General features: G+C 57.5%; 18 protein-coding genes and 1 pseudogene. 13 read left to right on the plus strand and 6 right to left on the minus strand.

The features are described 5' to 3' along the window. Positions 1 to 11: 11 nt before the first annotated feature. Together RE428_RS10955 and gltA are read right to left on the minus strand one after the other, a co-directional pair. Positions 12 to 902 (minus strand): annotated as a pseudogene (locus RE428_RS10955) (NAD(P)-dependent oxidoreductase); the annotation flags it as partial. 160 nt (positions 903 to 1,062) lie between these two features. Then, complete coding sequence (gltA, locus tag RE428_RS10960; RefSeq protein ID WP_004582049.1) at positions 1,063 to 2,337, minus strand: citrate synthase; 1,275 nt, start codon at positions 2,335 to 2,337, stop codon at positions 1,063 to 1,065. Positions 2,338 to 3,044: 707 nt separating this feature from the next. Here gltA and sdhC point away from each other — a divergent pair. From sdhC to rluB, 13 genes are all read left to right on the plus strand, one after another. Then, a complete protein-coding gene (gene sdhC / locus RE428_RS10965) occupies positions 3,045 to 3,419 on the plus strand; it encodes a succinate dehydrogenase, cytochrome b556 subunit (RefSeq protein WP_004582050.1) in 375 nt (124 codons plus the stop codon). Next, positions 3,413 to 3,757, plus strand: a complete 345-nt coding sequence (sdhD, locus tag RE428_RS10970) for a succinate dehydrogenase, hydrophobic membrane anchor protein (protein WP_004582051.1) — start codon at positions 3,413 to 3,415, stop codon at positions 3,755 to 3,757. Before sdhC ends, sdhD begins: the two co-directional genes overlap by 7 nt. Positions 3,758 to 3,760: 3 nt before the next feature. Further along, positions 3,761 to 5,533: a succinate dehydrogenase flavoprotein subunit gene (gene sdhA / locus RE428_RS10975; RefSeq protein ID WP_004582052.1), complete on the plus strand. Its 1,773-nt coding sequence runs from the start codon at positions 3,761 to 3,763 to the stop codon at positions 5,531 to 5,533. Positions 5,534 to 5,548: 15 nt separating this feature from the next. Continuing rightward, positions 5,549 to 6,253, plus strand: a complete 705-nt coding sequence (locus RE428_RS10980) for a succinate dehydrogenase iron-sulfur subunit (RefSeq protein ID WP_004582053.1) — start codon at positions 5,549 to 5,551, stop codon at positions 6,251 to 6,253. Positions 6,254 to 6,564: 311 nt separating this feature from the next. Further along, a complete protein-coding gene (locus RE428_RS10985) occupies positions 6,565 to 9,402 on the plus strand; it encodes a 2-oxoglutarate dehydrogenase E1 component (RefSeq protein ID WP_004582054.1) in 2,838 nt (945 codons plus the stop codon). A 26-nt stretch (positions 9,403 to 9,428) separates the two neighbouring features. Beyond that, positions 9,429 to 10,697 carry a 2-oxoglutarate dehydrogenase complex dihydrolipoyllysine-residue succinyltransferase gene (gene odhB / locus RE428_RS10990; RefSeq protein ID WP_004582055.1) on the plus strand — a complete coding sequence of 423 codons (1,269 nt, stop codon included), beginning with the start codon at positions 9,429 to 9,431 and terminating at the stop codon, positions 10,695 to 10,697. A 56-nt stretch (positions 10,698 to 10,753) separates the two neighbouring features. Beyond that, complete coding sequence (gene lpdA, locus RE428_RS10995; protein ID WP_004582056.1) at positions 10,754 to 12,196, plus strand: dihydrolipoyl dehydrogenase; 1,443 nt, start codon at positions 10,754 to 10,756, stop codon at positions 12,194 to 12,196. A 313-nt stretch (positions 12,197 to 12,509) separates the two neighbouring features. Continuing rightward, the gene (gene sucC / locus RE428_RS11000; RefSeq protein ID WP_004582057.1) at positions 12,510 to 13,676 is read left to right on the plus strand and encodes an ADP-forming succinate--CoA ligase subunit beta; all 1,167 of its coding nucleotides are present in this window, start codon (positions 12,510 to 12,512) and stop codon (positions 13,674 to 13,676) included. Then, positions 13,676 to 14,548, plus strand: a complete 873-nt coding sequence (gene sucD, locus RE428_RS11005) for a succinate--CoA ligase subunit alpha (protein ID WP_004582058.1) — start codon at positions 13,676 to 13,678, stop codon at positions 14,546 to 14,548. Before sucC ends, sucD begins: the two co-directional genes overlap by 1 nt. Before the next feature lie 218 nt (positions 14,549 to 14,766). Continuing rightward, entirely contained in the window at positions 14,767 to 15,981 is a 1,215-nt protein-coding gene (locus RE428_RS11010) for a tryptophan--tRNA ligase (RefSeq protein WP_004582059.1), read from the plus strand. A gap of 23 nt (positions 15,982 to 16,004) precedes the next feature. Then, entirely contained in the window at positions 16,005 to 16,898 is an 894-nt protein-coding gene (locus tag RE428_RS11015; protein WP_004582060.1) for a segregation and condensation protein A, read from the plus strand. A gap of 15 nt (positions 16,899 to 16,913) precedes the next feature. Then, the gene (gene scpB, locus RE428_RS11020) at positions 16,914 to 17,582 is read left to right on the plus strand and encodes an SMC-Scp complex subunit ScpB (RefSeq protein WP_004582061.1); all 669 of its coding nucleotides are present in this window, start codon (positions 16,914 to 16,916) and stop codon (positions 17,580 to 17,582) included. A 41-nt stretch (positions 17,583 to 17,623) separates the two neighbouring features. Beyond that, complete coding sequence (gene rluB, locus RE428_RS11025) at positions 17,624 to 18,673, plus strand: 23S rRNA pseudouridine(2605) synthase RluB (RefSeq protein ID WP_004582062.1); 1,050 nt, start codon at positions 17,624 to 17,626, stop codon at positions 18,671 to 18,673. An 8-nt stretch (positions 18,674 to 18,681) separates the two neighbouring features. Here rluB and RE428_RS11030 read toward each other — a convergent pair whose 3' ends face one another. The 4 genes from RE428_RS11030 to RE428_RS11045 form a co-directional block, all read right to left on the minus strand. Then, positions 18,682 to 19,653 carry a GGDEF domain-containing protein gene (locus RE428_RS11030; protein WP_004582063.1) on the minus strand — a complete coding sequence of 324 codons (972 nt, stop codon included), beginning with the start codon at positions 19,651 to 19,653 and terminating at the stop codon, positions 18,682 to 18,684. A gap of 321 nt (positions 19,654 to 19,974) precedes the next feature. Then, the gene (locus RE428_RS11035) at positions 19,975 to 20,667 is read right to left on the minus strand and encodes a hypothetical protein (protein WP_004582064.1); all 693 of its coding nucleotides are present in this window, start codon (positions 20,665 to 20,667) and stop codon (positions 19,975 to 19,977) included. Positions 20,668 to 20,842: 175 nt separating this feature from the next. Next, entirely contained in the window at positions 20,843 to 21,757 is a 915-nt protein-coding gene (locus RE428_RS11040) for a response regulator transcription factor (protein WP_004582065.1), read from the minus strand. Next, positions 21,744 to 25,124: an ATP-binding protein gene (locus RE428_RS11045; protein ID WP_040883455.1), complete on the minus strand. Its 3,381-nt coding sequence runs from the start codon at positions 25,122 to 25,124 to the stop codon at positions 21,744 to 21,746. Before RE428_RS11045 ends, RE428_RS11040 begins: the two co-directional genes overlap by 14 nt. Between the last annotated feature and the right edge of the window lie 353 nt (positions 25,125 to 25,477).

Consider the following 25,477-nt stretch of genomic DNA (forward strand, 5'->3'; position numbering starts at 1 on the left):
TTGGCTGCATCCTACTCGAGGTTTCCCAGCTTACGCAGCCTCGCCAAAAGACTTGAGGTGTCCCAGCGACCGCCGCCCATGGCCTGGACGTCAGCATAGAACTGATCTACCAGCGCCGTTACCGGCAAGGTGATGCCTCGGTGCCGGGCTTCCGTGAGGCAGATATCCAGATCTTTCCGCATCCAGTTCACAGCGAAGCCGTGGTCGTACTTGCCCTCGATCATAGTCGGCGAGCGGTTTTCCATCTGCCACGATTGGGCTGCACCCTGGGAGATGACATCGATCACTTGCTCCTGGTCAAGTCCGGACTGTTCCGCGAAGTAGAGGCATTCTGAGAGCCCTTGCACGAGACCAGCAATAGCAATCTGGTTGACCATCTTGGTGAGCTGGCCCTTGCCGGCTTCGCCCATGCGCGTCACTGCCTTGCCGTAACAGTCGAGCAGCGGTTTTGCACGGTCGAACGCCTCTTGGGAAGCGCCACACATGATGGTCAACTTGCCGTTTTCGGCGCCTTGCTGGCCGCCTGACACCGGCGCGTCCATGAAGTCTTGACCCCGGTCATGCGCGGCCTTGGCCACAACGTCGGTCACTTCAGCCGAAACGGTGGTGTGATCGATCAGGATAGCGTGGGTCGGCGCATTGGCGATAATACCGTTTTCGTTGAGGTAGACAGCTCTCAGATCCGGGTCGGCGCCGACACAGGTCATGACGAAATCGGCCTCGGCGACAGCCTCTGCAATAGTGTCGCAAGCCTTGCCGTCGTATTCCTGTGTCCAGTCCCGCGCTTTCGATACCGTACGATTGAACACTGTCACTTTGTGGCCTGCACGAGCCAGGTGGCCTGCCATGGGATAGCCCATGACTCCCAGACCAATAAACGTCACATTCACTGACATGAGTGGCTTGCTCCTGTTGTTGCTGAGTTTCGACGCCGGAAAATCGGTTCTCGGGTATTGACGTTACCGGTCGTATACCGGGGCGATTCTCTGAAATTGTAGGGACCATGAACGAAAAAGGGCCGCACATCGTGCAGCCCTTTCTGACGTTATCCGGACAAAGTGCTTACTTCGAAGGATAGTCGCGCTTGCTGGAACCCGTGTAAAGCTGGCGCGGACGGCCGATGCGGTAGTTGCCGCTGACCATCTCGTTCCAGTGGGAGAACCAGCCAATGGTACGGGACATCGCGAAGATGACCGTGAACATGGAAGTCGGGATTCCAATGGCCTTGAGGATGATGCCGGAGTAGAAGTCGACGTTGGGGTAGAGCTTGCGCTCGACGAAGTATTCGTCTTCCAGCGCGATCTGCTCCAGACGCTGGGCAATGCGCAGCAGAGGATCGTTTTCCAGGCCCAGCTCGGACAGCACCTCGTGACAGGTTTCGCGCATGACTTTGGCACGCGGGTCGAAATTCTTGTAAACCCGGTGACCGAAGCCCATAAGGCGGAACGGGTCGTCCTTGTCCTTTGCCTTGGCGACAAACTTCTCGATGTTCGCTTCATCGCCGATCTCGGCCAGCATGTCGAGCACGGCCTCGTTCGCGCCGCCGTGTGCCGGTCCCCACAGCGCTGCAATGCCGGAGGCGATGCAGGCGTAGGGGTTGGCGCCGGTGGAGCCGGCCAGGCGTACTGTGGAGGTAGAGGCGTTCTGCTCGTGGTCGGCGTGGAGGATAAAGATCTTGTCCATGGCTTTGGCCAGGATCGGGTTGACCTTGTATTCCTCGCACGGGTTACCGAACATCATCTGCAGGAAGTTTTCCGCATAGTTCAGGTCATTGCGCGGGTAGATAAACGGCTGGCCGTTGGCGTATTTGTAACACCATGCCGCGATGGTCGGCATCTTGGCAACCAGGCGGTGCGCGGTGATCTCCCGTTGTTCCTCGTTAGTGACGTCCATCTGGTCGTGGTAAAACGCGGACAGCGCGCCCACGACGCCACACATGATTGCCATCGGGTGCGCGTCACGACGGAAGCCGTGGAAGAAATTGCGCATCTGATCATGAATCATGGTGTGGTGCTTGACGGTATCGCGGAAGCGGGCGTCTTGCTCTGGCGTGGGGAGTTCGCCGTTGAGGAGCAGATAGCAGACCTCAAGGTAATCGGAATTGTCTGCCAGTTGTTCAATGGGATAGCCGCGGTGTAAAAGAACACCATTGGCGCCGTCTATGTAGGTGATCTTGGATTCGCAGGCTGCCGTGGAAACGAAGCCTGGGTCGTAGGTAAAGACGCCTTCCTGAACGAGGTTTCTGACGTCGATTACGTCTGGACCTTCCGTGCCGGCATATACGGGCAGCTCAATAGACTTATCACCCACCGAAAGCGTAGCTTTCTTGTCGGTCATGGTGCTCTCCTATAGTCAGCATTTCCAGCGTTAGAAAGGGCCCCGGAACGCCCGCACGCGTTGTTACGGCAGGGCATAAGGGATCTCAGCCTGCCGCCGGTTACTCTCTTGAAAACGCATATTATTGCAATATCGCCCCGTAAGGTCACGGTCGGAATGCCAGTGGGAGGCATTCCGCGGCTCCGGGAGGCAGCCAGGCGTGTTGCTTGTTATTCCGCCAAACTGTGATTCACGTGATTTCCGCCCTGCATTGGGCGTGCACACAGTTTTGTAGCGTGGCGGCAAAATATAGGGAGTTGGCTTTTTTTGTCAATGGATGAAGCAGGAATTACAAGTCATGTATAGTGGCGAAAAGGGGGATTTCCGGGTTTGACGTTGACGTTTCGGAGGCGGTTTCTGGGGTTAGACCTTGGTCTAAAACAGGTTTTTAGTTTCCTAAGTATTAAGCGAAGCTATGAGGTTGATTGGCGCTAACTCCCCGCTCGCCGTAGGGTTTCCGTCGATTGCCGGTTTGTAATTCAAAAGGCCACTCCTTATAATCCCTAGCCCGGAATCGGGGACATATCAGGCTGGAGCGCCAATGACGACGTTTCGTCAGCACCGTGTCCTCCCTCCACGTTCTGATCTACAGAAGAACACCTAACTACACCAACCATCCGTCCGGCTTGGCATTTCATGGCCGGGCAATAAGAGAGTGTGAGAGAGCTGTGAATAGCAAACGACCAGTAAATCTCGATCTCAGCAAGTTCCATTTCCCATTGCCGGCGATCACCTCGATCCTGCACCGTATCAGTGGAATCATTATCTTTGTGGGTATTGCTTTCCTTCTTTACGGCCTGCAGCTGTCTCTTTCCGGAGAGAGTGGCTTCAATGCGGTAAGCAACCTGCTGGACAGCTTCCTGGCGAAGCTGATTGTATGGGGCATCCTTTCAGCCCTGCTTTATCATCTTGTCGCAGGTATCAAGCACCTGATCATGGACATGGGCTATGGCGAAGAGCTGCACTCCGGCCGGCTGGCAGCCAAGGCTACCGTTGTCATCTCTGTTATTCTGATCGTTCTCGCGGGGGTTTGGGTATGGTAAGAAGCGTAACCAACCTTGGTCGCAGCGGTGTCTTCGACTGGATGATCCAGCGTGTCACAGCCTATGTGCTCGCTCTCTACACGCTGTTCCTTTTGGGCTTTATCCTGTTTTCAGATGTTGACTACGCCAGCTGGGCGGGTCTGTTCAACCAATCCTGGTTCCGCATTTTCAGCCTGATGGCGCTCCTGTCTATCGGTGCTCATGCGTGGGTTGGTCTCTGGACTGTTACGACGGACTACATCAAGGCTACGGCGCCGCGCTTCCTCGTGCAGGCGTTCTGTGGTGCGGTGATGTTCGTATATACCGTTTGGGGCATACAGATTCTCTGGGGGCTTTAATCCATGTCTAACATCAAGACCATTTCCTACGACGCAATCGTCATCGGCGGTGGCGGCTCCGGTATGCGCGCTGCGCTCCAGCTCACTGAGTCCGGCGTCAACACGGCCTGTATCACCAAGGTATTCCCGACTCGTTCGCATACTGTGTCCGCTCAGGGCGGTATCACCTGTGCGATCGCGAGCGCCGACCCCAATGACGACTGGCGTTGGCATATGTATGACACCGTTAAGGGTTCCGACTACATCGGTGACCAGGACGCCATTGAGTATATGTGCTCGGTAGGCCCTCAGGCGGTGTTCGAGCTGGAGCACATGGGGCTGCCGTTCTCACGTACCGAAAGCGGTCGTATCTACCAGCGTCCCTTCGGTGGTCAGTCCAAGGACTATGGTAAGGGTGGTCAGGCTGCCCGGACCTGTGCCGCGGCCGACCGTACCGGTCACGCTCTGCTGCACACGCTTTACCAGGCGAACCTGAAAGGCGGGACGACCTTCCTCAACGAGTGGTATGCCGTTGATCTGGTCAAGAACACCAAGAACCAGGTCGTTGGCGTAATCGCCATCGAAATCGAGACTGGCGAAGTTGCCTACATCAAGGCTAAGGCCACCGTTCTGGCGACAGGTGGTGCCGGTCGCATTTATGCTTCTACCACGAATGCGCTTATCAATACCGGTGATGGCATTGGTATGGCGCTGCGCGCTGGTTTCCCGGTGCAGGATATGGAAATGTGGCAATTCCATCCCACCGGTATCCACGGTGCCGGTACGCTGGTGACCGAAGGTTGTCGGGGTGAGGGTGGTTATCTGATCAACTCCGAGGGCGAGCGTTTCATGGAGCGCTACGCGCCTAACGCGAAGGATCTGGCCGGCCGTGACGTCGTTGCACGCTCCATGGTCATCGAGATCCTGGAAGGCCGTGGCGTTGGTCCGGACAAGGATCACGTGCTGCTCAAGCTGGATCACCTTGGCGAAGAGACGCTGAACCTGCGTCTGCCGGGCATCTGCGAACTATCTCGTACCTTCGCGCACGTCGATCCGGTCAAGGAACCGATCCCGGTCGTTCCCACCTGTCACTACATGATGGGCGGTATCCCGACCAACGTCGGCGGCCAGGCCATCACCCAGGATGAAAGCGGCAAAGACGTGTTCATCGATGGGCTGTTTGCCTGCGGCGAAGCGGCGTGTGTTTCCGTTCACGGGGCTAACCGACTGGGTGGAAACTCGTTGCTTGACCTGGTTGTCTTTGGTCGTGCGGCGGGTCTGCATATCGAAAAGCAGCTCCGCGAAGGCGCCGAAGCGATGGAGGCCTCCGAGGAAGATATCAAGCGGGCGATGGCACGCCTAGAACGCCTCAACACCACTACCGAGGGTGAGAGCGTTGCCGAGGTTCGCAAGGACCTGCAGAACACCATGCAGCTTTATTTCGGTGTGTTCCGGGATGGCGAGAGCATGGAGAAGGGGCTGGAAAAGCTGGATCAGATCGGCGAGCGTGTCCGCAAGACCAAGCTTGAAGATCGCAGCAATGCGTTCAACACGGCGCGTGTCGAGGCCCTGGAGCTGGATAACCTGTACGAAGTCGCTTATGCCACTGCGGTATCAGCCATCGAGCGCAAGGAAAGTCGCGGCGCCCATGCGCGGAACGATTTCACCGAACGTGATGATGAGAACTGGCTGAAGCACTCACTGTACTTCCCCCTGGAAAAGCGGGTGGGCAAGCGTGATGTCAACTTTGCGCCGAAGACAGTGGATAAGTTCGAACCGAAGATTCGGACGTACTAAGGGGGTGACGCAGAAATGTTGGTAAGCGTATATCGGTACAATCCCGAAACTGACAATGCACCTTACATGCAGGATATTGATCTGGATATTCCTGAAGGTAAGGATCTGATGGTGCTGGACGTGCTGGCTCTTCTCAAGGAGAAGGACCCGTCCCTGGCTTATCGTCGCTCCTGCCGTGAAGGTGTTTGTGGATCTGATGGCCTTAACATGAACGGTAAAAACGGCCTTGGCTGTATTACGCCGCTTTCTGAGGTTGTCAAAAAGGACAAGCTCGTCATTCGTCCGCTGCCGGGCCTTCCCGTAATTCGGGACCTGGTCGTCGATATGAGTCTGTTCTATCAGCAGTATGAAAAAGTGCAGCCTTACCTGATCAACTATGATCCGGACCCTGCGATCGAGCGCCTGCAGTCTCCGGAAGACCGGGAAAAGCTGGATGGCCTGTACGAGTGTATTCTCTGTGCATGCTGCTCCACTTCCTGTCCGTCTTTCTGGTGGAATCCCGACAAGTTCGTCGGTCCCGCCGGATTGCTGCAGGCCTATCGTTTCCTGGCTGATAGCCGGGATCAGGCCCAGGCCGAGCGTCTATCCAATCTTGATGATCCATTTAGCGTTTTCCGCTGCCGCGGCATCATGAACTGTGTAAGCGTTTGCCCGAAAGGCTTGAATCCCACCAAGGCGATCGGCCATATTCGGAACCTGTTGTTGCAGCGGGCCACCTGATCAGCAAAGACTGGCACAAAAGCTATACTGTTCTGATGAATCCAGCCTTCCTTGGTCAATTGGTCAAGACTATTAAGTGCTTAAACCATTGGCTAATACCCAAAGAGGGGTAGGGAAGGCAAACTAAGGAAGCCGTGTCGTGAGCTCAAAAAGTTCATGCCACGGCTTTGCTGAGTATAACCACCGGGGAACGGAAAACATCCGTGCGATCTCTGTGGTGGCAGCAGTCATCGGTTGATCTATTGGGTGACTGTCGTTTAGCCCTGCCATCCCGATTGCTCCCCGCTCCAGCCTGAGGTGAGCTATTCAAAATGCATGAAAGCATCATGGAGCAGTTATGGCAGACATCCCACCTGCAGGGGGGGAATCTGGCCTATGTTGAAGAGCTTTTCGAAACCTACCTGACCGACCCCAACGCTATTCCTGAGGAATGGCGGAATTATTTCGACAAACTGCCCCGTGTTGACGGTTCCTCGGGCAGGGACGTATCCCACACCGCAATCCGCGAACAGTTTGAGCATATTTCCCGTAACCAGCGTCGTCTGGCTGTCGGCGGTGTCCCTGCATCAGCGACTTCCGATGCGGATCGCAAGCAGATCCGTGTTCTCCAGCTCATCAACGCCTACCGGTTTCGTGGCCACCAGCGTGCCAGCCTGGATCCGTTGGGCGTCTGGAATCGTCCGGAAGTCGAAGACCTGAATGTTGGTTTCCACGAGTTGAGCGAAGCGGACCTGGATCTCGAATTCCAGACCGGTTCCCTCAGCTTTGGCGCCGAGACCATGAAGCTGCGCGATATCGTCGAAGGTCTGAAGCAGACCTATTGCAGCAGCATCGGCGCGGAATATATGCACGTCGTTGATACCCGCATCAAGCGCTGGTTCCAGCAACGTATGGAGCCGGTCCGTTCGCGCCCTGAATACGAAGCCAAGACCCGCCGCCATATCCTCGAGCGTCTCACCGCAGCCGAAGGCCTGGAAAAATACCTGGGTTCACGTTACCCGGGTGTGAAACGTTTTGGTCTTGAAGGTGGTGAGAGCCTGATCCCATGCGTCGACGAATTGATCCAGCGTGCCGGCAGCTACGGCGCGAAGGAAATCGTTATCGGCATGGCGCACCGCGGTCGCCTGAACGTTCTGGTCAACACCCTGGGCAAAAACCCCCGGGAGCTGTTCGACGAATTCGAAGGCAAGAAGCTGGCTGATGCTGGCTCCGGCGACGTGAAATACCACCAGGGCTTCTCTTCCAACGTGATGACCGAAGGTGGAGAAGTGCATCTGGCACTGGCGTTCAACCCGTCTCACCTGGAAATCGTCTCACCGGTGGTCGAGGGCTCCGTTCGCGCGCGCCAGACCCGTCGTGAAGACAAGGATGGCAGCCAGGTTGTACCGATCATCATGCATGGTGACGCAGCCTTCGCCGGCCAGGGCGTAGTGATGGAAACCTTCCAGATGTCCCAGACCCGGGGCTATGGCGTGGGTGGTACGATCCATATCGTCATCAACAACCAGGTTGGTTTTACTACTAGCAAGCAGGAAGACGCGCGTTCCACAGAGTACTGCACGGATGTCGCTAAAATGGTCCAGGCGCCGATCCTGCATGTGAACGGTGACGATCCTGAAGCCGTTATGTTCGCCACCCAGATGGCCATGGACTACCGTAACGAATTCAAGCGCGACGTGGTTATCGACCTGGTCTGCTACCGTCGCCGTGGTCATAACGAGGCAGACGAGCCTTCATCGACGCAGCCGGTAATGTACGAGAAGATCCGCAAGCTTAAGACAGTACGCGATCTGTATGCTCAACAGTTACTCGAGGCCGGCGTCATCGGCGAAGACGAAGCCAAGGCCATGGAACTGGAATATCGCGATGCGCTCGATAAGGGTGACCATGTGGTCAAGGCGCTGGTTAAGGAGCCCAACAAGGCACTCTACGTTGACTGGCAACCATATCTCGGTCATGAGTGGACCGCCAAGTGCAAGACCAGCGTTGCGCTAAAAACGCTTCAGCGCCTGGGCAAGAAGATGGGGCAACTACCCGAAGGCTTTGCCGTTCAGCGCCAGGTGTCCAAAATCGTCGACGATCGTAACAAGATGACCCAGGGGGCGCTGCCGATTAACTGGGGCTACGGCGAGGTAATGGCGTACGCGACGTTGATCAACGAAGGCCATCCGATCCGGATCACGGGCCAGGACGTGGGGCGCGGTACGTTCTCCCACCGTCACGCAGTGCTGCACAACCAGAAGGATGGAGCCACCTATATCCCGCTCCAGGATATCTCCGAAAAGCAGCCACTTTTCGAAATCTATGATTCACTGCTTTCGGAAGAAGCGGTCATGGCGTTCGAATACGGCTATTCAACTACCACACCGGATGCGTTGATTGTCTGGGAGGCCCAGTTCGGTGACTTCGCCAACGGTGCCCAGGTGGTTATCGATCAGTTCCTGACCAGTGGTGAGCATAAATGGGGGCGTCTGTGTGGACTGACTCTGTTGCTGCCACACGGCTATGAAGGGCAGGGGCCGGAGCATAGTTCGGCTCGCCTGGAACGCTTCCTGCAAATGTGTGCAGAGCACAACATCCAGGTTTGCGTGCCCACGACACCCGCCCAGGTTTTCCACATGCTGCGTCGTCAGGTGAAGCGGCCACTGCGTAAACCGCTGGTTGCGATTACACCGAAGAGCCTGCTGCGTCATAAGGAAGCGACTTCCGGACTGGACGACTTGACCAATGGCACCTTCCAGACGGTATTGCCGGAGAAGGAGCCAACCGATCCCAAGAAAGCCCGTCGCCTGATTCTCTGTAGCGGCAAGGTCTATTTCGATCTGCTTGAGAAAAAGAAAGCCGACGAACGGGACGATGTGGTTATCGTTCGCCTGGAACAGCTGTATCCGTTCCCGGCTGATGATCTGGACGAGGTGCTCAAGCCTTACCCCAAACTGACTCATGCGGTTTGGTGTCAGGAAGAGCCGATGAACCAGGGCGCCTGGTACTCAAGCCAGCACCACATGCGCCAGGCACTCCATCGCCACAATCCCAAGCTGTATCTGCAGTATGCCGGCCGTGCCCCCTCCGCTGCGCCTGCGTGCGGGCATTTGTCGGTACACATTGAAGAGCAGAAGAAACTGGTCAACGACGCGTTCGATGTCTGACGACTTACCGAATTTAAGGATCCGAGATGTCAACTGAAATTAAAGCTCCAATATTTCCAGAATCCGTCGCCGAAGGTACTGTCGCGACCTGGCACAAAAAGCCGGGCGAGGCCTGTGAGCGTGACGAACTGATTGTCGATATCGAAACCGACAAGGTCGTCCTTGAAGTCGTTGCTCCTGCTGACGGGGTGATTGAGGAGATCATCAAGGATGAGGGCGACACCGTCGAAAGTGGTGAAGTCGTCGGTAAGTTCAAGGAAGGCGCCGCCGCATCGGGTGGTTCTGCCAAGACCTCTTCTGAAGACTCCCAGGAAGAGCAGAAGGGCGGGCCAGCAGGTAGCGAGTCCAAATCTGAGGCAAGCAATGAAAAGAGCTCCGGTGGCGAGGCGATCCTGAGCCCGGCGGCGCGCAAGCTGGCTGATGAGAACGACGTCGATCCAAACGCCGTTCAGGGTACCGGCAAAGACGGCCGTGTGACCAAGGAAGACGTCCAGAAGCATATCGAGTCCGGTGGCAAGAAGGCAGACGAAGCCCCTTCAGTCTCCTCTGCACCAGCTACATCTGAAGTGCCGACCGCGGACATCAGTGCTGGCGAACGTGCCGAGAAACGCGTACCGATGACGCGCCTGCGTGCGAGTATTGCCAAACGCCTGGTCAGCGCTCAACAAAACGCTGCCATGCTGACGACCTTCAACGAAGTCAACATGAAGCCGGTCATGGAGCTGCGCAAGCAGTACAAGGATAGCTTCGAGAAGCGTCACGGTATCAAGTTGGGCTTCATGTCCTTCTTTGCCAAGGCCGCTACCGAAGCGCTTAAGCGTTTCCCGGCGGTCAACGCCTCTATCGACGGCAACGACATGGTGTACCACGGTTACCAGGATATCGGTGTCGCCGTATCGACCGATCGTGGACTGGTCGTCCCCGTGGTGCGTGACGTCGATGGTCTGGGCCTGGCCGACATCGAGAAGAAGATCGTCGAGTATGGTACCAAGGCCAAGAACGGTAAGCTGGGCATTGAAGAAATGACCGGTGGCACCTTCACGATTACCAATGGCGGTATTTTCGGCTCGCTGATCTCCACGCCGATCCTTAACCCGCCGCAGACCGCGATCCTGGGCATGCACAAGATCCAGGAACGTCCCATGGCCGTCAACGGCCAGGTCGAGATCCTGCCGATGATGTATCTGGCGCTGTCATACGACCACCGCATGATCGATGGCAAGGAAGCTGTTCAGTTCCTCGTCGCGATCAAGGAAATGATTGAAGACCCGACACGCATCCTGCTGGATGTCTGAACCGGTTAATCAACGCATTACCGGTCAAACAACACATTAGAGAAACAGGATAAAACATGTCTGATAAGTACGACGTCATCGTCATCGGTGCGGGCCCGGGCGGCTACGTAGCAGCCATCAAGGGTGCTCAACTGGGCTTGAAGGTTGCGTGTGTTGAAAACTGGACCTCCAAGGACGGTAAGCAGCAGGTGCTTGGCGGTACCTGTCTGAATGTGGGTTGTATTCCGTCCAAGGCCCTTCTGGAAATTTCCCACAAATACGAAGAAGCCAACCATCACTTTGCCGAGCAGGGCATCGAGGTGAAAGACGCCTCCATCAACATCGGCAAGATGATGGAGCGTAAGGAAAACATTGTTAAGCAGTTGACCGGCGGGATCGCCCAGCTGTTCAAGGCCAACGGCGTCACCCCGATCCACGGACGTGGCCGCGTGCTCGCCAATCGTCAGGTAGAGGTCACCGATAATGACGGCAAGACCAAGACCTACGAAGCCGACAATGTGATTATCGCCACCGGCTCCAACCCGATCGAGATTCCGCCAGCGCCTCTGACTGAAGGCTACATCGTCGATTCGGAGGGTGCCCTCGAGTTCGACAAGGTGCCCAAGCGCCTGGGCGTAATCGGCGCCGGCATCATCGGTCTTGAGCTCGGTAGTGTCTGGGCACGTCTGGGTGCGGAAGTGACCATGCTGGAAGCGCTCGACACCTTCCTGCCAGCGGTTGACCAGCAGTGTGCCAAGGAAGCACTCAAGCAATTCAAGAAACAGGGTCTGGACATCAAGCTGAAGGCGCGTGTAACCGGTACCTCCGTCAAGCGTAACCTGGTGAACGTGACCTACGAAGACGCCAAGGGCGAGCAGGAGCAGAAGTTCGACAAGCTTATTGTTTGTGTCGGCCGTCGTCCGAACACTGACAACCTCCTGGCTGCGGACAGTGGCGTTAACCTGGATGAGCGCGGTTTCATCTTCGTCGATGACAATTGCCAGACCGACGCGCCGGGCGTATGGGCGATCGGTGACGTGGTACGTGGCCCGATGCTTGCCCACAAGGCGTCCGAGGAAGGCATCATGGTCTTGGAGCGTATCGCCGGTCACAAGCCGCAGGTGAACTACGACGCGATCCCGAACGTGATCTATACCCACCCGGAAGTCGCCTGGGTTGGCAAGACCGAAGAGCAGCTCAAGGCTGAAGGCGAAGCCTATAAGGTAGGTACTTTCCCGTTTGCGGCCAACGGCCGTGCAATGGCAGCCAATTCAGCCATGGGTCTGGTCAAGATCATTGCTGATGAAAAGACCGACCGTATTCTCGGTTTCCATGTCACCGGACCCCAAGCGTCTGAAATTGTCGCCCAGGGCGTGATTGCCATGGAATTCGGTTCCAGTGCCGAAGATCTGGCGCTGACCTGCTTCGCACATCCGACCCTTTCCGAGTCGGTCCACGAAGCAGCTCTTGCAGCAGGCAGCGGCGCGATCCACGTCGCCAACAAGCGCAAGAAAAAATAAGAACGGGTGGCCGGAGGGGATCCGGCTCATCTCGCGCAGACGGAGAGGGCGCAACGTGGCGCCTAGGGGCAACAGGACCTTCTCCCGGTCGGTGCGGGTGGTCTATCCATGAGAGCTTCGCACATCGCGCAGATGGTGATGCGGTGAAGCGAGGCCCGCTTGATCCGATCGGGTGTATCCTGGTGTTACCGATGCGCCCGTCCAGAATTCGCTGTATGCGGGTTCACATTCCCAGGGGAGTCGTCGCAGTTGCCAGCAGGCGACCTCGATTGCTCCAGAATGGTTATCCTCTATATAAGAGTGGGACAACGCTATGAATTTGCACGAATATCAGGGCAAGCAGCTATTCGCTGAATACGGCCTGCCGGTTTCCAAGGGCGTAGCCTGCGACACCCCGCAGGACGCAGTTGCTGCAGCTGCTGAAATCGGCGGCGACCGCTGGGTCGTCAAGGCACAGGTTCATGCCGGTGGCCGTGGTAAGGCCGGTGGCGTCAAGCTCGTCAGCAGTAAAGACGAGATCCGTGAATTCGCGGAGTATTGGCTGGGCCGCAACCTTGTGACCTACCAGACCGACGAGAAGGGCCAGCCGGTCAGCAAGATCCTGGTTGAGGATCTGACGGATATCGACCAGGAGCTCTACCTGGGCGCGGTTGTCGACCGTGGTACCCGTCGTATCGTATTCATGGCGTCGACGGAAGGCGGCGTTGAGATCGAGAAAGTTGCCGAGGAAACGCCGGAAAAGATCCTCAAGGCGGAAATCGATCCGCTGGTAGGTGCACAGCCATACCAGGCACGTGAACTTGCGTTCAAACTGGGGCTGAAAGGCGACCAGATCAAGCAGTTCACCAAGATCTTCCTGGGACTTGCCAAGCTGTTCGAAGACAAGGACCTGGCGCTGCTGGAAATCAACCCGTTGGTCATCACCGAACAGGGCAACCTGCATTGCCTGGATGCGAAGATCAATGTTGATGGCAATGCCCTGTACCGCCAGCCGAAGATCCGCGAAATGCACGACCCTTCCCAGGAAGACCAGCGTGAAGCAGACGCTGCCAAGTGGGAACTGAACTACGTGGCTCTCGAAGGCAACATCGGCTGCATGGTCAACGGTGCTGGCCTGGCGATGGGGACCATGGATATCGTCAAGCTCAACGGCGGCCAGCCGGCCAACTTCCTCGACGTGGGCGGCGGTGCGACCAAAGAGCGCGTCACCGAAGCATTCAAGATCATCCTGTCAGACAGCGCCGTGAAGGCGGTCCTGGTGAACATCTTCGGCGGTATCGTCCGTTGCGACATGATCGCTGAAGGCATCATCGGTGCCGTTAAGGAAGTTGGCGTTAAAGTGCCTGTCGTGGTGCGCCTGGAAGGCAATAATGCCGAACTGGGTTCCAAAGTGCTGGCAGACAGCGGCCTGAACATTATCGCGGCCACCAGTCTGACTGACGCTGCACAGCAAGTCGTTAAAGCCGCGGGAGGTAAGTAATGAGCGTCCTGATCAACAAAGACACCAAAGTGATCTGCCAGGGTTTCACCGGTGCCCAGGGTACCTTCCACTCTGAGCAGGCCATCGCCTACGGCACCCAGATGGTGGGTGGCGTTAGCCCGGGTAAGGGCGGCACCAAGCACCTCGACCTTCCGGTATTCAATACTGTGCGTGAAGCGGTCGAAGCGACTGGCGCGACTGCAACCGTTATCTACGTGCCCGCACCCTTCTGTAAGGATGCCATCATCGAAGCGGCGGACGCCGGTATTGAGCTGATCGTCTGTATCACCGAAGGCATCCCGACCATCGATATGCTCTACGCGAAAGAGTATGTCGATCGCAAGGGCGTTCGCATGATTGGACCGAACTGCCCGGGCGTGATTACCCCGGATGAGTGCAAGATCGGCATTATGCCGGGCCACATCCACAAGAAAGGCCGTGTGGGTATCGTTTCCCGCTCCGGCACCCTGACTTACGAAGCGGTGAAGCAGACTACTGACTTTGGCTTTGGTCAGTCTACCTGTATTGGTATCGGTGGTGACCCGATCCCGGGTTCCAACTTCATCGATATCCTGAAACTGTTGCAGGAAGATCCCGAGACCGAAGCAATCGTCATGATCGGTGAGATTGGCGGTACTGCCGAGGAAGAAGCCGCAGCGTTCATCAAGGACAATGTCACCAAACCGGTAGTGTCCTACATCGCCGGTGTCACGGCGCCCCCTGGCAAACGCATGGGCCACGCTGGCGCCATCATTGCCGGCGGTAAGGGTACTGCGGACGACAAGTTTGCGGCCCTGGAAGCTGCAGGCGTGAAGACCGTTCGCAGCCTGGCGGAAATTGGCCAGGCGCTGAAAGAGGTGACTGGCTGGTAATTACTCCCGCCGGGAACCCGAACCCCTGTTTTCCCTGAGGGAGAGCAGGGGTTTTTTCGTTCTGGCGGGTTTATTCGTGCCTTTCCTAGGCGATAAAGTGTTTTCGCGTTAACCTGACCGGCTCATCAGTCTATAATCCCGGGCTGAAATGGCGTATTTCGCCGTATCCTGAGCCAGTGGCTCAAGCACGATAAAATATTCATTAAGGAGTTCATGCTTTGAGTTCTGTAGATCCCCAGCAGCGCGTGCTGTCTGGAATGCGTCCTACCGGTAAGCTGCACCTGGGTCACTATCACGGCGTGCTAAAAAACTGGGTCAAACTCCAGCATGAATTCGAGTGTTTCTTCTTCGTTGCCGACTGGCACGCACTCACTACCAATTACGACGATACACGGGGTATCGAGGAAAGCGTTTGGGAAATGGTCATCGACTGGTTGGCGGCTGGGGTAAACCCGGGCTCGGCGACCATCTTTATCCAGTCAAAGGTGCCCGAACACGCTGAATTGCATCTGCTGCTTTCCATGATCACGCCGCTGGGTTGGCTCGAGCGGGTCCCCACCTATAAGGACCAGCAAGAGAAACTGCGTGAAAAAGACCTCGCAACCTACGGATTCCTGGGTTATCCCTTGCTGCAGAGCGCAGATATCCTGATGTATCGAGCTGGTCGCGTACCCGTAGGCGCCGATCAGGTGTCTCACGTGGAAATTACCCGCGAAGTAGCCCGTCGCTTCAACCACATCTATGGTCGTGAGCCGGGTTTCGAGGAGCAGGCGGAAGCTGCCATCACGAAGATGGGCAAGAAGAACGCCAAACTTTACCGTTCGCTGAAGCGAAAGTACCAGGAAGAAGGGGACGTCGAAGCTCTCGACCGTGCCCGGGCGCTACTCAAGGAACAGCAGAATATTTCCATGGGTGACAGCGAGCGTCTCTATGGCTATATCGAAGGCGGCGGCAAAGTCATCCTGCCGGAACCCCAGCCGTTGCTGACTCCGGACTCCAAGATGCCGGGGCTGGACGGGCAGAAAATGTCCAAGTCCTATCACAACACCATCGGGCTACGCGAAGAGCCGGATGCGGTGGCCCAAAAAATCAAGGTCATGCAAACCGATCCCGCGCGAGTACGCCGTACCGATCCGGGAGAGCCTGAGAAATGTCCGGTGTGGGGCCTGCATAAGGTTTATTCCGATAACGAGACCCAGGAGTGGGTGCAACAGGGATGCCGAAGCGCCGGTATCGGGTGCCTGGATTGCAAGAAACCGGTAATCGACGCCATTGTCGAGGAGCAGCGTCCGCTGCACGAACGGGCTCGTGAATACGAAGGTAACCCGGAGCTCGTCCGCTCCATCATCGAGGAAGGCTGTGAGCAGGCGCGGGATGCGGCCCGTGAAACCCTCGATGAGGTGCGGCAGGCGATGGGGCTGGCTTACCGTTAGAGCGAGGCCATCCGGGAGACGAGATGACCGAAGAGCAGGGCGTTCAGCAATCGGGTTCCGGCGAGCAGCCGGTTTCGGGCCGCGATGAAGCACAAGGCGAGCAGATTGCCGAAGCGTCTGCTGGAGAAACGGCCGAGGAAGCGCGCGCTGTTGCGAAGGTCTCTGGTAAGCCGTTCAAGGAGCTGCCGCAGGACCTCTACATACCTCCGGATGCCCTGGCCGTATTCCTTGAGGCGTTCGAGGGACCGCTGGATCTCCTGCTGTATCTGATCCGTCGCCAGAACATGGACATCCTCGACATCGATGTCAGCGAGATCACCCGCCAGTACATGGAGTACATCAACGCCGTCGAGGCCATGAGGTTCGAGTTGGCGGCGGAGTACTTGGTGATGGCGGCTACTCTGGCGGAGATCAAGTCGCGCATGCTGCTGCCGCGGCAGGAGAGCGAAGAGGAGGACGAAGTCGACCCCCGGGCCGAGCTGATCCGCCGCCTCCAGCAATACGAACGCTTCAAAAAGGCAGCTGAAGACCTGGATGCGGTGCCGCGTATGGAACGCGACACCTTTGGTTCTTCCGCAGCGTTGCCCAAGTTACCGGGTAGCCAGGTGCACCCCGACGTGGACCTTAAAGACATGCTGCTGGCCCTGCGTGATGTTTTGCATCGCGCAGACCTCTTCACCAGCCACCATGTCGAACGGGAGAAGCTCTCCACGCGGGAGCGTATGTCCCATATCCTTTCCTGCCTGAGCGACGAAAGGTTCATTACTTTTGAGAGCCTGTTTACTGTAGAAGAGGGCCGGCTCGGGGTAGTCGTTACGTTCCTGGCGACGCTGGAACTGGTTAAGGAGCAATTGATTGAGGTGGTCCAGGCGGAAGTCCTGGGCCCGATCCATGTCCGTGCCCGGGCCGTGAACTAGACCGATTGAACGATCATGAGCGAAGAGAGCATCCGCCACATCCAGAATATTATCGAGGCAGCCCTGCTGGCAGCCGGCAAACCACTGAACCTGGACCAGATTCGCGAACTCTTCACCGAGGAAGAGCGCCCGGCTCGGCAGGTGGTCGAGCACGCATTGAGCCAGTTGGAGCAGGCTTGTGCGGATCGCAGCTACGAATTACGCAAGGTTTCCAGCGGCTATCGCTTCCAGATACGCGAGGATTACGCCACCTGGGTGGGCCGGTTGTTCGAGGAAAAGCCACAGCGGTATTCACGGGCCCTGCTGGAGACGCTGGCGTTGATCGCCTATCGCCAACCGATAACCCGGGGCGAGATTGAAGACATTCGCGGTGTCACGGTCAGCAGCAACATCGTTCGTACTCTCATGGAGCGTGAATGGGTGCGTATCGTGGGCCATAAGGACGTTCCGGGTCGTCCGGCGATGTACGCGACGACACGACAGTTTCTCGATTACTTCAATATGACCACGCTGGAGCAGTTGCCGCCATTATCCGAGATCCGTGACCTTGAGGAAATCGGTCGCGAGATAGAGCAGAAGATCCAGGCGGAAATCCAGTTTGACACGCCGGCTCCGGAGGCGGAGGATGCCGCCTCTTCGGCCGACGAAGACCACGACGAATCCATCCCCGGAACCCTGCATTAAGCCGGTTCCGCGACAGGCCAGAAAGGCAAAGGAACAACGCCATGGCGCATAAGCGCGACTCGCGACCGGCCCGCTCCGAGCGGCCGTTGCCATCGAAACACCAGCCAACTCGAAAGGCTTTGCCGCCCGAGCGTTTGCAGAAGGTCCTGTCCCGTGCGGGCGTCGGCTCGCGTCGTGAGGTGGAAGCCTGGATCGAGCAGGGCCGGATCACGGTCAACAAGGAAGTGGCAGTGCCCGGCCAGAAGGTCACGGTTGGCGATGCCATTCTCCTGGATGGTAAGCCGGTCAGCATCGAGGCCGCCCAGGCTCCGGTTCGCCGTGTGCTGATGTATAACAAACCGGAAGGCGAGGTTACTACACGCAATGATCCTGAAGGGCGTCCCACCGTATTCGACCGCTTGCCGCGCCTGAAAGACCAGCGCTGGATTGCCATCGGCCGACTCGACATCAATACCACCGGTCTGATGCTGTTTACCACCGACGGCGAACTGGCCAACCGGTTGATGCATCCGTCCTACGAAGTGGACCGGGAATATGCCGTTCGGGTATTCGGCGAAGTCGAGGACGATATGCTCAAGCGTATGCTTGACGGCGTTTTGCTCGACGACGGCATGGCCCACTTCTCGGATATTTCCCCCGCCGGTGGTTCGGGTATCAATCGCTGGTTCCACGTTACTTTGTTCGAAGGCCGCAACCGGGAAGTCCGGCGTCTATGGGAATCCCAGGGCGTTAAGGTCAGCAGGTTAAAGCGAGTACGTTTTGGCCCGGCTTTCCTGCCGAGCCGGCTGAGCATGGGGCGCTGGGAAGAAATGGACCAGAAGAGCGTCGATGCCCTGAGCCAGAAGGTTGGGCTGGAGCCTCTGGCGTTACCGGCCAAGACGCCCGGTGAGGCGATGGCCCAGAAACGCCAGCAACGCAAGCGGCCGCCCCGTGGGGCCGGCGGGTTGCGAAAGGGGGCAATTACCACCCGCCCTCAGGAGACTGGCGATGGGAAAGGGGGCAAGTCGAAACGGGGGCCGCGCAATACCGATCCGCGCAGTCCCAAGCCGCACAATCCCAAGCGGGGCAGCAAGCCTCCCCGCTCTAAGTAGGGCTTGCGTTAGCGTTTGGCGCTCTCGATAGATGTTACGTCCGCCGGCAGGCCCGGCCGGGCGGTGCGGGTGCAGTTTCGTCCGTCGTGCTTGGCGCGGTAGAGCGCTTCGTCTGTCCGGCGGAACCAGGCATCGGCGGATTCCCCTTGGACATGGGCACTCACACCGGCGCTGGCGGATACCTTCACCAGTGCATCATTCAATTCAAGACTGATCGCAGAAATCGCGGCGCGGATCCGGTCTGCGACGAGCGTGCATTCCGCTTCGCCAATGCGGGGAAGCAGAATGCCGAACTCCTCACCCCCAATCCGGAAAACCGCGTCGCTGCTGCGGGTCGCATCCTGAATGGCCAGGGCAGCGGCACGCAGCACCTGGTCACCCGTAAGGTGGCCGTAGGTATCGTTGATTTTCTTGAAATGGTCCAGGTCACACAGGATGAGCGCGCAACGCTCGCCGTGACGGTTCGCCAGGCAGGCCTCGCGCTTGAGCGTGTCATCGAAAGCCCGCTTGTTGGGAATGCCAGTGACCACGTCCGTCAACGCCGCGCGGCGGACGGTCTCATAATGACAGGCGTTGCGAATGGCATGAATCGCGCTCCCCAGCATTTGTTCGATAACCGTCAACTCCTGCTCCGCAAAGCGCATGCGGCGGAAAATTCGGAGCATGCCCAGATTCTCGCCGGCCAGGTTGAGGCGGTATTCACAGCGGTGGTTACCGCCGTGGCCAACGGCCAAGTCGATAGGCGAGTCGCTGATCGAGTGCCCGTAGGTCAGTCGATCGAAATGAACGACAGTCCCCAGCTCTTCCGCGAAGATGGCAATAACCTGGTTGAGCTCCAGCGATGTCAGCAAGCGTCGGCACAGCCGCGCGAATACGTCCCCGTTGTCGCTTTGCCAGGCACGGCTCAGGCGCTCAAGGTCGGCCAGCGCCTGTTCGCGTTGTCGTGAGTTGGAGGTCAGATAGGATGGAGTAGACGGCATAAACAATACTCTAATCGGTTCTGAAGCCTCTTAAGCACCAACCATGCCTAAATCAGAATCTGTCTACAAAACAGCTAGATATAGGTTAATCTAAAAGCTTTCAGGCAAGCCGTTGCCGCAGGCGGCAATATGTTGACGTCGTTTCGGCAAGACGCAGGAGGGACGGCAGGGCAAACCGGTAACCATGTCGTATTACCAGTCCCCGGAAGATGTTTTCGACGATACTGAAGCGATGAACCGTTGGGGGAATGAGGCGTATGCTGCGGCGCTACGGGCAGCCAGAAGGCGCTGAACAACGCGTATCGACTTGTTAAGCAGGCATTAAAGGCCGGGAGCGCCTGGCGGTAAGGTCCGACGACGGATGGCATCGACCAGTTGGTTGACCAGCTCGGTCGCTTCGCTGTCGTACAGTAATTTCCACTTGTGGCGTAGCGTGTCCGGCTGCGTTTCGATACCTTCTGCGCCGACCGCGGTCTGTGACTGGTTGCGGTCCAGGTACTGGCACGCCGTAAGGTGGGCCTTGATTTCCACATCCAGTAGTTGCGTGATGAGCCGATCGATATTTTCGTCGAAGAAGGGGCGTAGCCGGTTGACCTGACTCCGGACCTCCAGCGCGGCATGACGTGCCGCGAGCCGACTCTCGCTGTGGCTTTCCCGGTGATCGACGGCACGCAGGAAGGTGCCAACCTTATCGTGCAGCGACCAGATCAACGGCCAGAGCGTTTCGTAGACTTCGCGCTCAGCTGCGTATTTTTCTGGAGAGGGGGCGGGCTGGGTAGCGCTCTTCAAGGGCTGATCTGTATTGGCGGTGGCGGGTGCGGGATCGAGTCGCAGGGTGTCCAGTTCATGCCAAAGTGTGTTGAGGCGATGATCGATATGGTCGACATCGTTCAGGGCCTGTTGGATTTTGCGGTTCACGAGGAAAAATGAGATCAGGGCCAACAGGCAGAGCAAGCCGCCAACCACCACCAGTGGCTGCGAGCTCAGCAGGCTGAGAATGCCATCCGGTTCCATCGAGTTTCCTCCCTTTGTCGAGCATAGACGCCCCCGACTGGCACTTCGGGCCCAGCCCGGCCAGCGTATGTTGTGGCGCTGGTTAAACTGAACGCTTCAGGACTTGCTCAAACGAATCTAGTCTCTCACAGCAGGCGGATTTGGGCCAGGGAGGCCTTGCCGAGAAATGGGGTGGTTAAAGACGACCAAGGCACTTGATCGCCGCAGCAGCGGCGGAGGTACGATTTTCCACGCCCTGTTTCCTGAAGACTTGTTCAAGGTGTTTATTAACCGTGCGAGGACTCATGTCAAGGATTTGGCCGATTTCCCGGTTGGTCTTGCCGTTTGCAATCCACAATAAGACGTCCGCTTCCCGCGTCGTCAGACCGAAACGCCGTCTCAGGGCCTCGGTGGCATGCTGGTCCTGTTGAACGGTATTCAGTCGAAGTAGGTATTCGGTTCCGTCTACAAGGGCAAGAAACTCGGCGCTGAGCGGCTCGGTCAGAAAATCCAGGGCGAGACTGTGGCCGCTTTCAGGGTTATGTGTGAACCACTGTTGGAGGGCGTGACTGATGCGGCTGGACGTTTCGGGGTGAAGGGCGCCGGCCTGCTTTTGCAGTTGCTGTACCTGAGGCGTGGCCCACAATTGGTTTCCGTCAGTATCGACCGCGAACAGGTACTGGCCCGCGTGGTCTAAAGCGGATCGCGCACTGCGTGCCATGCGCGCATTGGCCAGATGCACGTTCATGCGAGCGATCAACTCAACGGCATTGATGGGCTTGGTTACGTAGTCCACGCCGCCGGAATTCAGTCCCATGACCACATGCTCGGTGTCGGTCAGCCCCGTCATGAACACGATGGGGACATCCGCGAGTTCCGAGCGTTCCTTTAATCGCCTGCAGGTCTCAAAACCGTCCATATTGGGCATGATTGCATCGAGCAGGATGATATCCGGCGAGATATTCTGGGTAATGGTCAGCGCCTGGGAGCCTTCGAGGGCCACCAGCACAGTCATGCCTGCGTCCTCGAGCACGTCGTTGATCATGCGGATGCTGTCGACAGCATCGTCCACGACCAGGACCACAGTGCGTTTTTCGTTAGCAGCATTCATCGCCGGTTACCTGTAGCAGGGAAATGATTTCCTCGAACTGGAAGTTCTCCGTCAGCCGGGTGAGTTGATTGAGCAAGGCCTCTTCGGCGTTGCCGTGAACCCTGAGGCCATGTAGGGCTTCCAGTAGACCCTTTCGGTGGCCGATGGTCGCCAGGCTGACGAGTTTTTTAAGGTGTGTTTCCTCGGGCAGTGTGTAGAGACTCTTATCAGACGCCTTTCCTTCAGGTCGTTGTATCGGCTTGGGCTCGTAACGCCAGGTCAGCTTGAGCAGTTCTCCCATCCGGTCCAACAGCAGGCTGAGCCTGACGGGCTTGACCACATAGCCGTCGTAGAGCGGTGGCGATTGGACCCGGTGGCGTCCTTCGCTGGCATCTGCGGATACCATGACAACCGGCATATCCAGTTTGGCGCCACGGAGCTGGTCGAGGATCTCCCATCCGGTGAATCCAGGCATGGATATATCGAGCAATACCAGATCCGGCTGCTCGCGTTCGACGGTCTGCATTGCTGAAAGTGAGTTGTCGATATCGACGATCTCGAAGCCCAGGGGCGATAACATCGCTCGGATCAGCTGTCGGTGTGACGATTCGTCGTCGATGACGGCGATACGGCGCGTCGGCCCCTCGTAGCCAAAGATGGTCCGGGTAGGGACGGTGATTGATTCGGGGTTCGGTCGCGCCACGCTCGAGAGCATCAGGCTCACCTTGAATACGCTGCCCTGACCCAAGGTGCTTTCGACGGCAATATCGCCACCCATGATTTCAGTGAGCAGACGGGTAATCGTCAATCCGAGACCGGTCCCTGAACGATTTATCCCTGCAGTGCGAACGCGCTCGAAGGGTCTGAAGATACGCTCGATGTTCTCCCGCGCGATGCCTTCTCCGGTATCGCTGACCGTGAATTCGGCGACCTGACTGCGATAGCGAAGGCTGAACCGGACCTCGCCATGGTCGGTGTACTTGATGGCGTTCGAAAGCAGGTTGATGAGGATCTGTCGTAGACGTTTCTCGTCAGTGCTGACGAACTCGGGTAAGTGCTTGGGGCCTTCATAAATGAACCGAAGGCCTTTTTCCTGCGCCTGTAGCCGGAACATGTGTACCAGTTGATCCATCAGCATGGAGATGCGGACCTGATCGCGATGCAGGTCGAGACGCCCGGCTTCAATCTTTGAAATATCGAGCAAGCCTTCGATCAGATCGGCGAGGTACTCGCCGGATCGCCGAATGACGTCCAGGGCCCCCTTTCGGTTTTCGGGAATCGCGGTGTCGTTTTCCAGGAGTTGGGCGTAGCCGAGGATGGCATTGAGTGGAGAGCGTAGCTCGTGGCTGATGCCTGTTAGGTACCGACTTTTCGCTTCATTGGCTGCTTCGGCGTGCTCCTTGGCTTCCTGGAGGGCTTTGTCGGTTTTCTCGTGGGCGACGATTTCCTCCATCAGCAGGCGTGTCTGGCGCTGGGATTCCTCTTCGGCCACCACACGACTCTCGTGAGCCAATACGAACAGCCAGCACACTACGCCGGTTACGATAATCAGGATAAAGAATACCTTCCAAAGGGTAGCGGATAGCAGTAGGGCGGTGGCGGCTGAATCCACCGGCGTCTTGAAATAGATGAGCGAGAGCAGAACCCCGGATACACCGTTAATGGCAACCAGCAGAATAAGAAAATGGCCAATCCTTGAGGTCAGGCGGGGAATCAGGGCGTCGGGCAGGAAATAGCCGAAGAAGGTTCGAAGCTGTTCACCATAGCCGCCCCCCGGCTTGCAGAAATCTCCGCAGCGCGCATCCAGGGAACAGCACAGCGAACAGATGTTGCCGTCGTAGGCCGGGCAGTGGGTCATGTCCTCCGGCTCGAAACGGTGTTCACAGATACAGCAACTGACAAGTCCCTCGTGTGTATCCAGGTGGACCGGTGGGCGCGCCAGATAGAAACGGCCATTGGTTTTCCAGGCAATCAGGGGTGCTGTGACGAGTGCGACGCCCAACGCGATAAAGTGCGACAGGGCCTGGGCCACATCCCCCAGTGTGCCGGTATGGCAGGTGATGCCGACAGTGGAGGCGAGCAGCATCGAACCGACGCCGACGGGGTTGATGTCGTAAAGATGGGCCCGTTTGAACTCAATGTGTTTCGGGCTCAAACCCAGCGGCTTGTTGATCACCAGATCCGCGACCAGGGCGCCAACCCACGCAATGGCTACGATACCGTAGAAACCCAGGGTCTCCTCCAGTGCCCGATAGACGCCGAGTTCCATGACCAGCAAAGCGATCGCGACATTGAACATCAACCAGACCACACGCCCCGGATGGCTGTGGGTGAGTCGACTGAAGAAGTTGGACCAGGCGATGGAGCCTGCGTAGGCGTTGGTCACATTGATTTTGACCTGGCACAGAATGACGAAGATGCCTGCCATAGCCAGTGACGTCTGTGGCGAGTTGGTCATGTAATTGAAAGCGACAACATACATCTGTGTGGGATCTGCCGCTTCGGCTGGCGGAACGCCATGGCTAAGGGCAAGTACGGCGAGGAACGAGCCGGCCAGAATCTTTAAACTGCCAATCACGATCCAGCCGGGCCCGCCTGCCATGACAGCTGCCCACCAACGAACCTCGTCACCTTTTTTCGGTTCCGGAATAAAACGCAGGAAATCTACTTGTTCGCCAATCTGGGCGATGAGGGAAAACACCACGGCGGCGGCCGCCCCGAAAAGAACCAGGCTCAGGCCGGCGGAGCCTGTGTCATGAACGCCGGTGAAGCTGGTCCAGTCGGTGACCGAGGACACGTCCGCATAGATCACGAACGCGAATGGCAATAACTGAAGGACCACCCAAAGTGGCTGGGTCCATAACTGGAAGCCGCTGATCGCAGTGATGCCGTGCGTGACCAATGGAATGATCGCGACGGCGCAAATCAGGTAACCGAGTACAAGGGGGATACCGAACAATAGCTCCAGCGCCATCGCCATAATGGCCGCTTCCACGGCAAAAAAGATAAACGTGAACGAGGCGTAGATGAGCGACGTGATGGTCGAGCCGATATAGCCGAATCCTGCGCCCCGGGTCAGCAGATCAATATCGACGCCGTAGCGAGCGGCGTAATAGCTGATCGGAATGGCGGTGAGGAAGATGACGAGGCTGACGACGCAGATAGCGGCAAAGGCGTTATCAAAGCCATAGTGGAGTGTGATCGCCCCGCCAATCGCTTCCATGGCAAGGAAGGATATGGCTCCCAGAGCCGTGTTGCTGACCCGCGCCGCGGTCCAGCGCCGGGCTGTCTTTGCGGTGAAACGAAGCGCGTAGTCCTCAAGGGTCTGGTTAGCGACCCATTGGTTGTAACTCCGCCTGACACGGAATATGTGCTGTCTGGCCGTCATAACCTGGCCCGTGTTTTGATCGGTCTCCGACTCCTCCCAATTTTTCAGGGCCAGCCGGTCCTTCCCCTCAAAGACCCATTTCCGCATCTTCCAGCGTCCTCCAGTCCGTTACTGCGCCAAAAGGAGGCACTTGGAGCCCGATCTGGAACTCAGGACGCCTGCCCGGCCGCTTTGCGGACAAACCGAACAATTATCGTGCCATGGACACTGCGCCGAAGCTGGATCTGTTAATCAGGGATACACATGCGTTTTTAGCCTGTTGGCGATTCACCCGGAATGCGTCAAATGACGTAGTGCGCTGGGGTATTTGTCGAATGGGCACTCATGGAGGCGCTGGACAGAATGGCTGTCGT

The organism is Marinobacter nanhaiticus D15-8W, from assembly GCF_036511935.1.
GTDB lineage: Bacteria > Pseudomonadota > Gammaproteobacteria > Pseudomonadales > Oleiphilaceae > Marinobacter_A > Marinobacter_A nanhaiticus.

Coding starts and splice junctions, on each gene's coding strand:
- gltA (WP_004582049.1), bottom strand. CDS start 2,337: ATGACCGACAAGAAAGCTACGCTTTCGGTGGGTGATAAGTCTATTGAG.
- sdhD (WP_004582051.1), top strand. CDS start 3,413: ATGGTAAGAAGCGTAACCAACCTTGGTCGCAGCGGTGTCTTCGACTGG.
- sdhA (WP_004582052.1), top strand. CDS start 3,761: ATGTCTAACATCAAGACCATTTCCTACGACGCAATCGTCATCGGCGGT.
- RE428_RS10980 (WP_004582053.1), top strand. CDS start 5,549: ATGTTGGTAAGCGTATATCGGTACAATCCCGAAACTGACAATGCACCT.
- RE428_RS10985 (WP_004582054.1), top strand. CDS start 6,565: ATGCATGAAAGCATCATGGAGCAGTTATGGCAGACATCCCACCTGCAG.
- odhB (WP_004582055.1), top strand. CDS start 9,429: ATGTCAACTGAAATTAAAGCTCCAATATTTCCAGAATCCGTCGCCGAA.
- lpdA (WP_004582056.1), top strand. CDS start 10,754: ATGTCTGATAAGTACGACGTCATCGTCATCGGTGCGGGCCCGGGCGGC.
- sucC (WP_004582057.1), top strand. CDS start 12,510: ATGAATTTGCACGAATATCAGGGCAAGCAGCTATTCGCTGAATACGGC.
- sucD (WP_004582058.1), top strand. CDS start 13,676: ATGAGCGTCCTGATCAACAAAGACACCAAAGTGATCTGCCAGGGTTTC.
- RE428_RS11015 (WP_004582060.1), top strand. CDS start 16,005: ATGACCGAAGAGCAGGGCGTTCAGCAATCGGGTTCCGGCGAGCAGCCG.
- scpB (WP_004582061.1), top strand. CDS start 16,914: ATGAGCGAAGAGAGCATCCGCCACATCCAGAATATTATCGAGGCAGCC.
- rluB (WP_004582062.1), top strand. CDS start 17,624: ATGGCGCATAAGCGCGACTCGCGACCGGCCCGCTCCGAGCGGCCGTTG.
- RE428_RS11030 (WP_004582063.1), bottom strand. CDS start 19,653: ATGCCGTCTACTCCATCCTATCTGACCTCCAACTCACGACAACGCGAA.
- RE428_RS11035 (WP_004582064.1), bottom strand. CDS start 20,667: ATGGAACCGGATGGCATTCTCAGCCTGCTGAGCTCGCAGCCACTGGTG.
- RE428_RS11040 (WP_004582065.1), bottom strand. CDS start 21,757: ATGAATGCTGCTAACGAAAAACGCACTGTGGTCCTGGTCGTGGACGAT.
- RE428_RS11045 (WP_040883455.1), bottom strand. CDS start 25,124: ATGACGGCCAGACAGCACATATTCCGTGTCAGGCGGAGTTACAACCAA.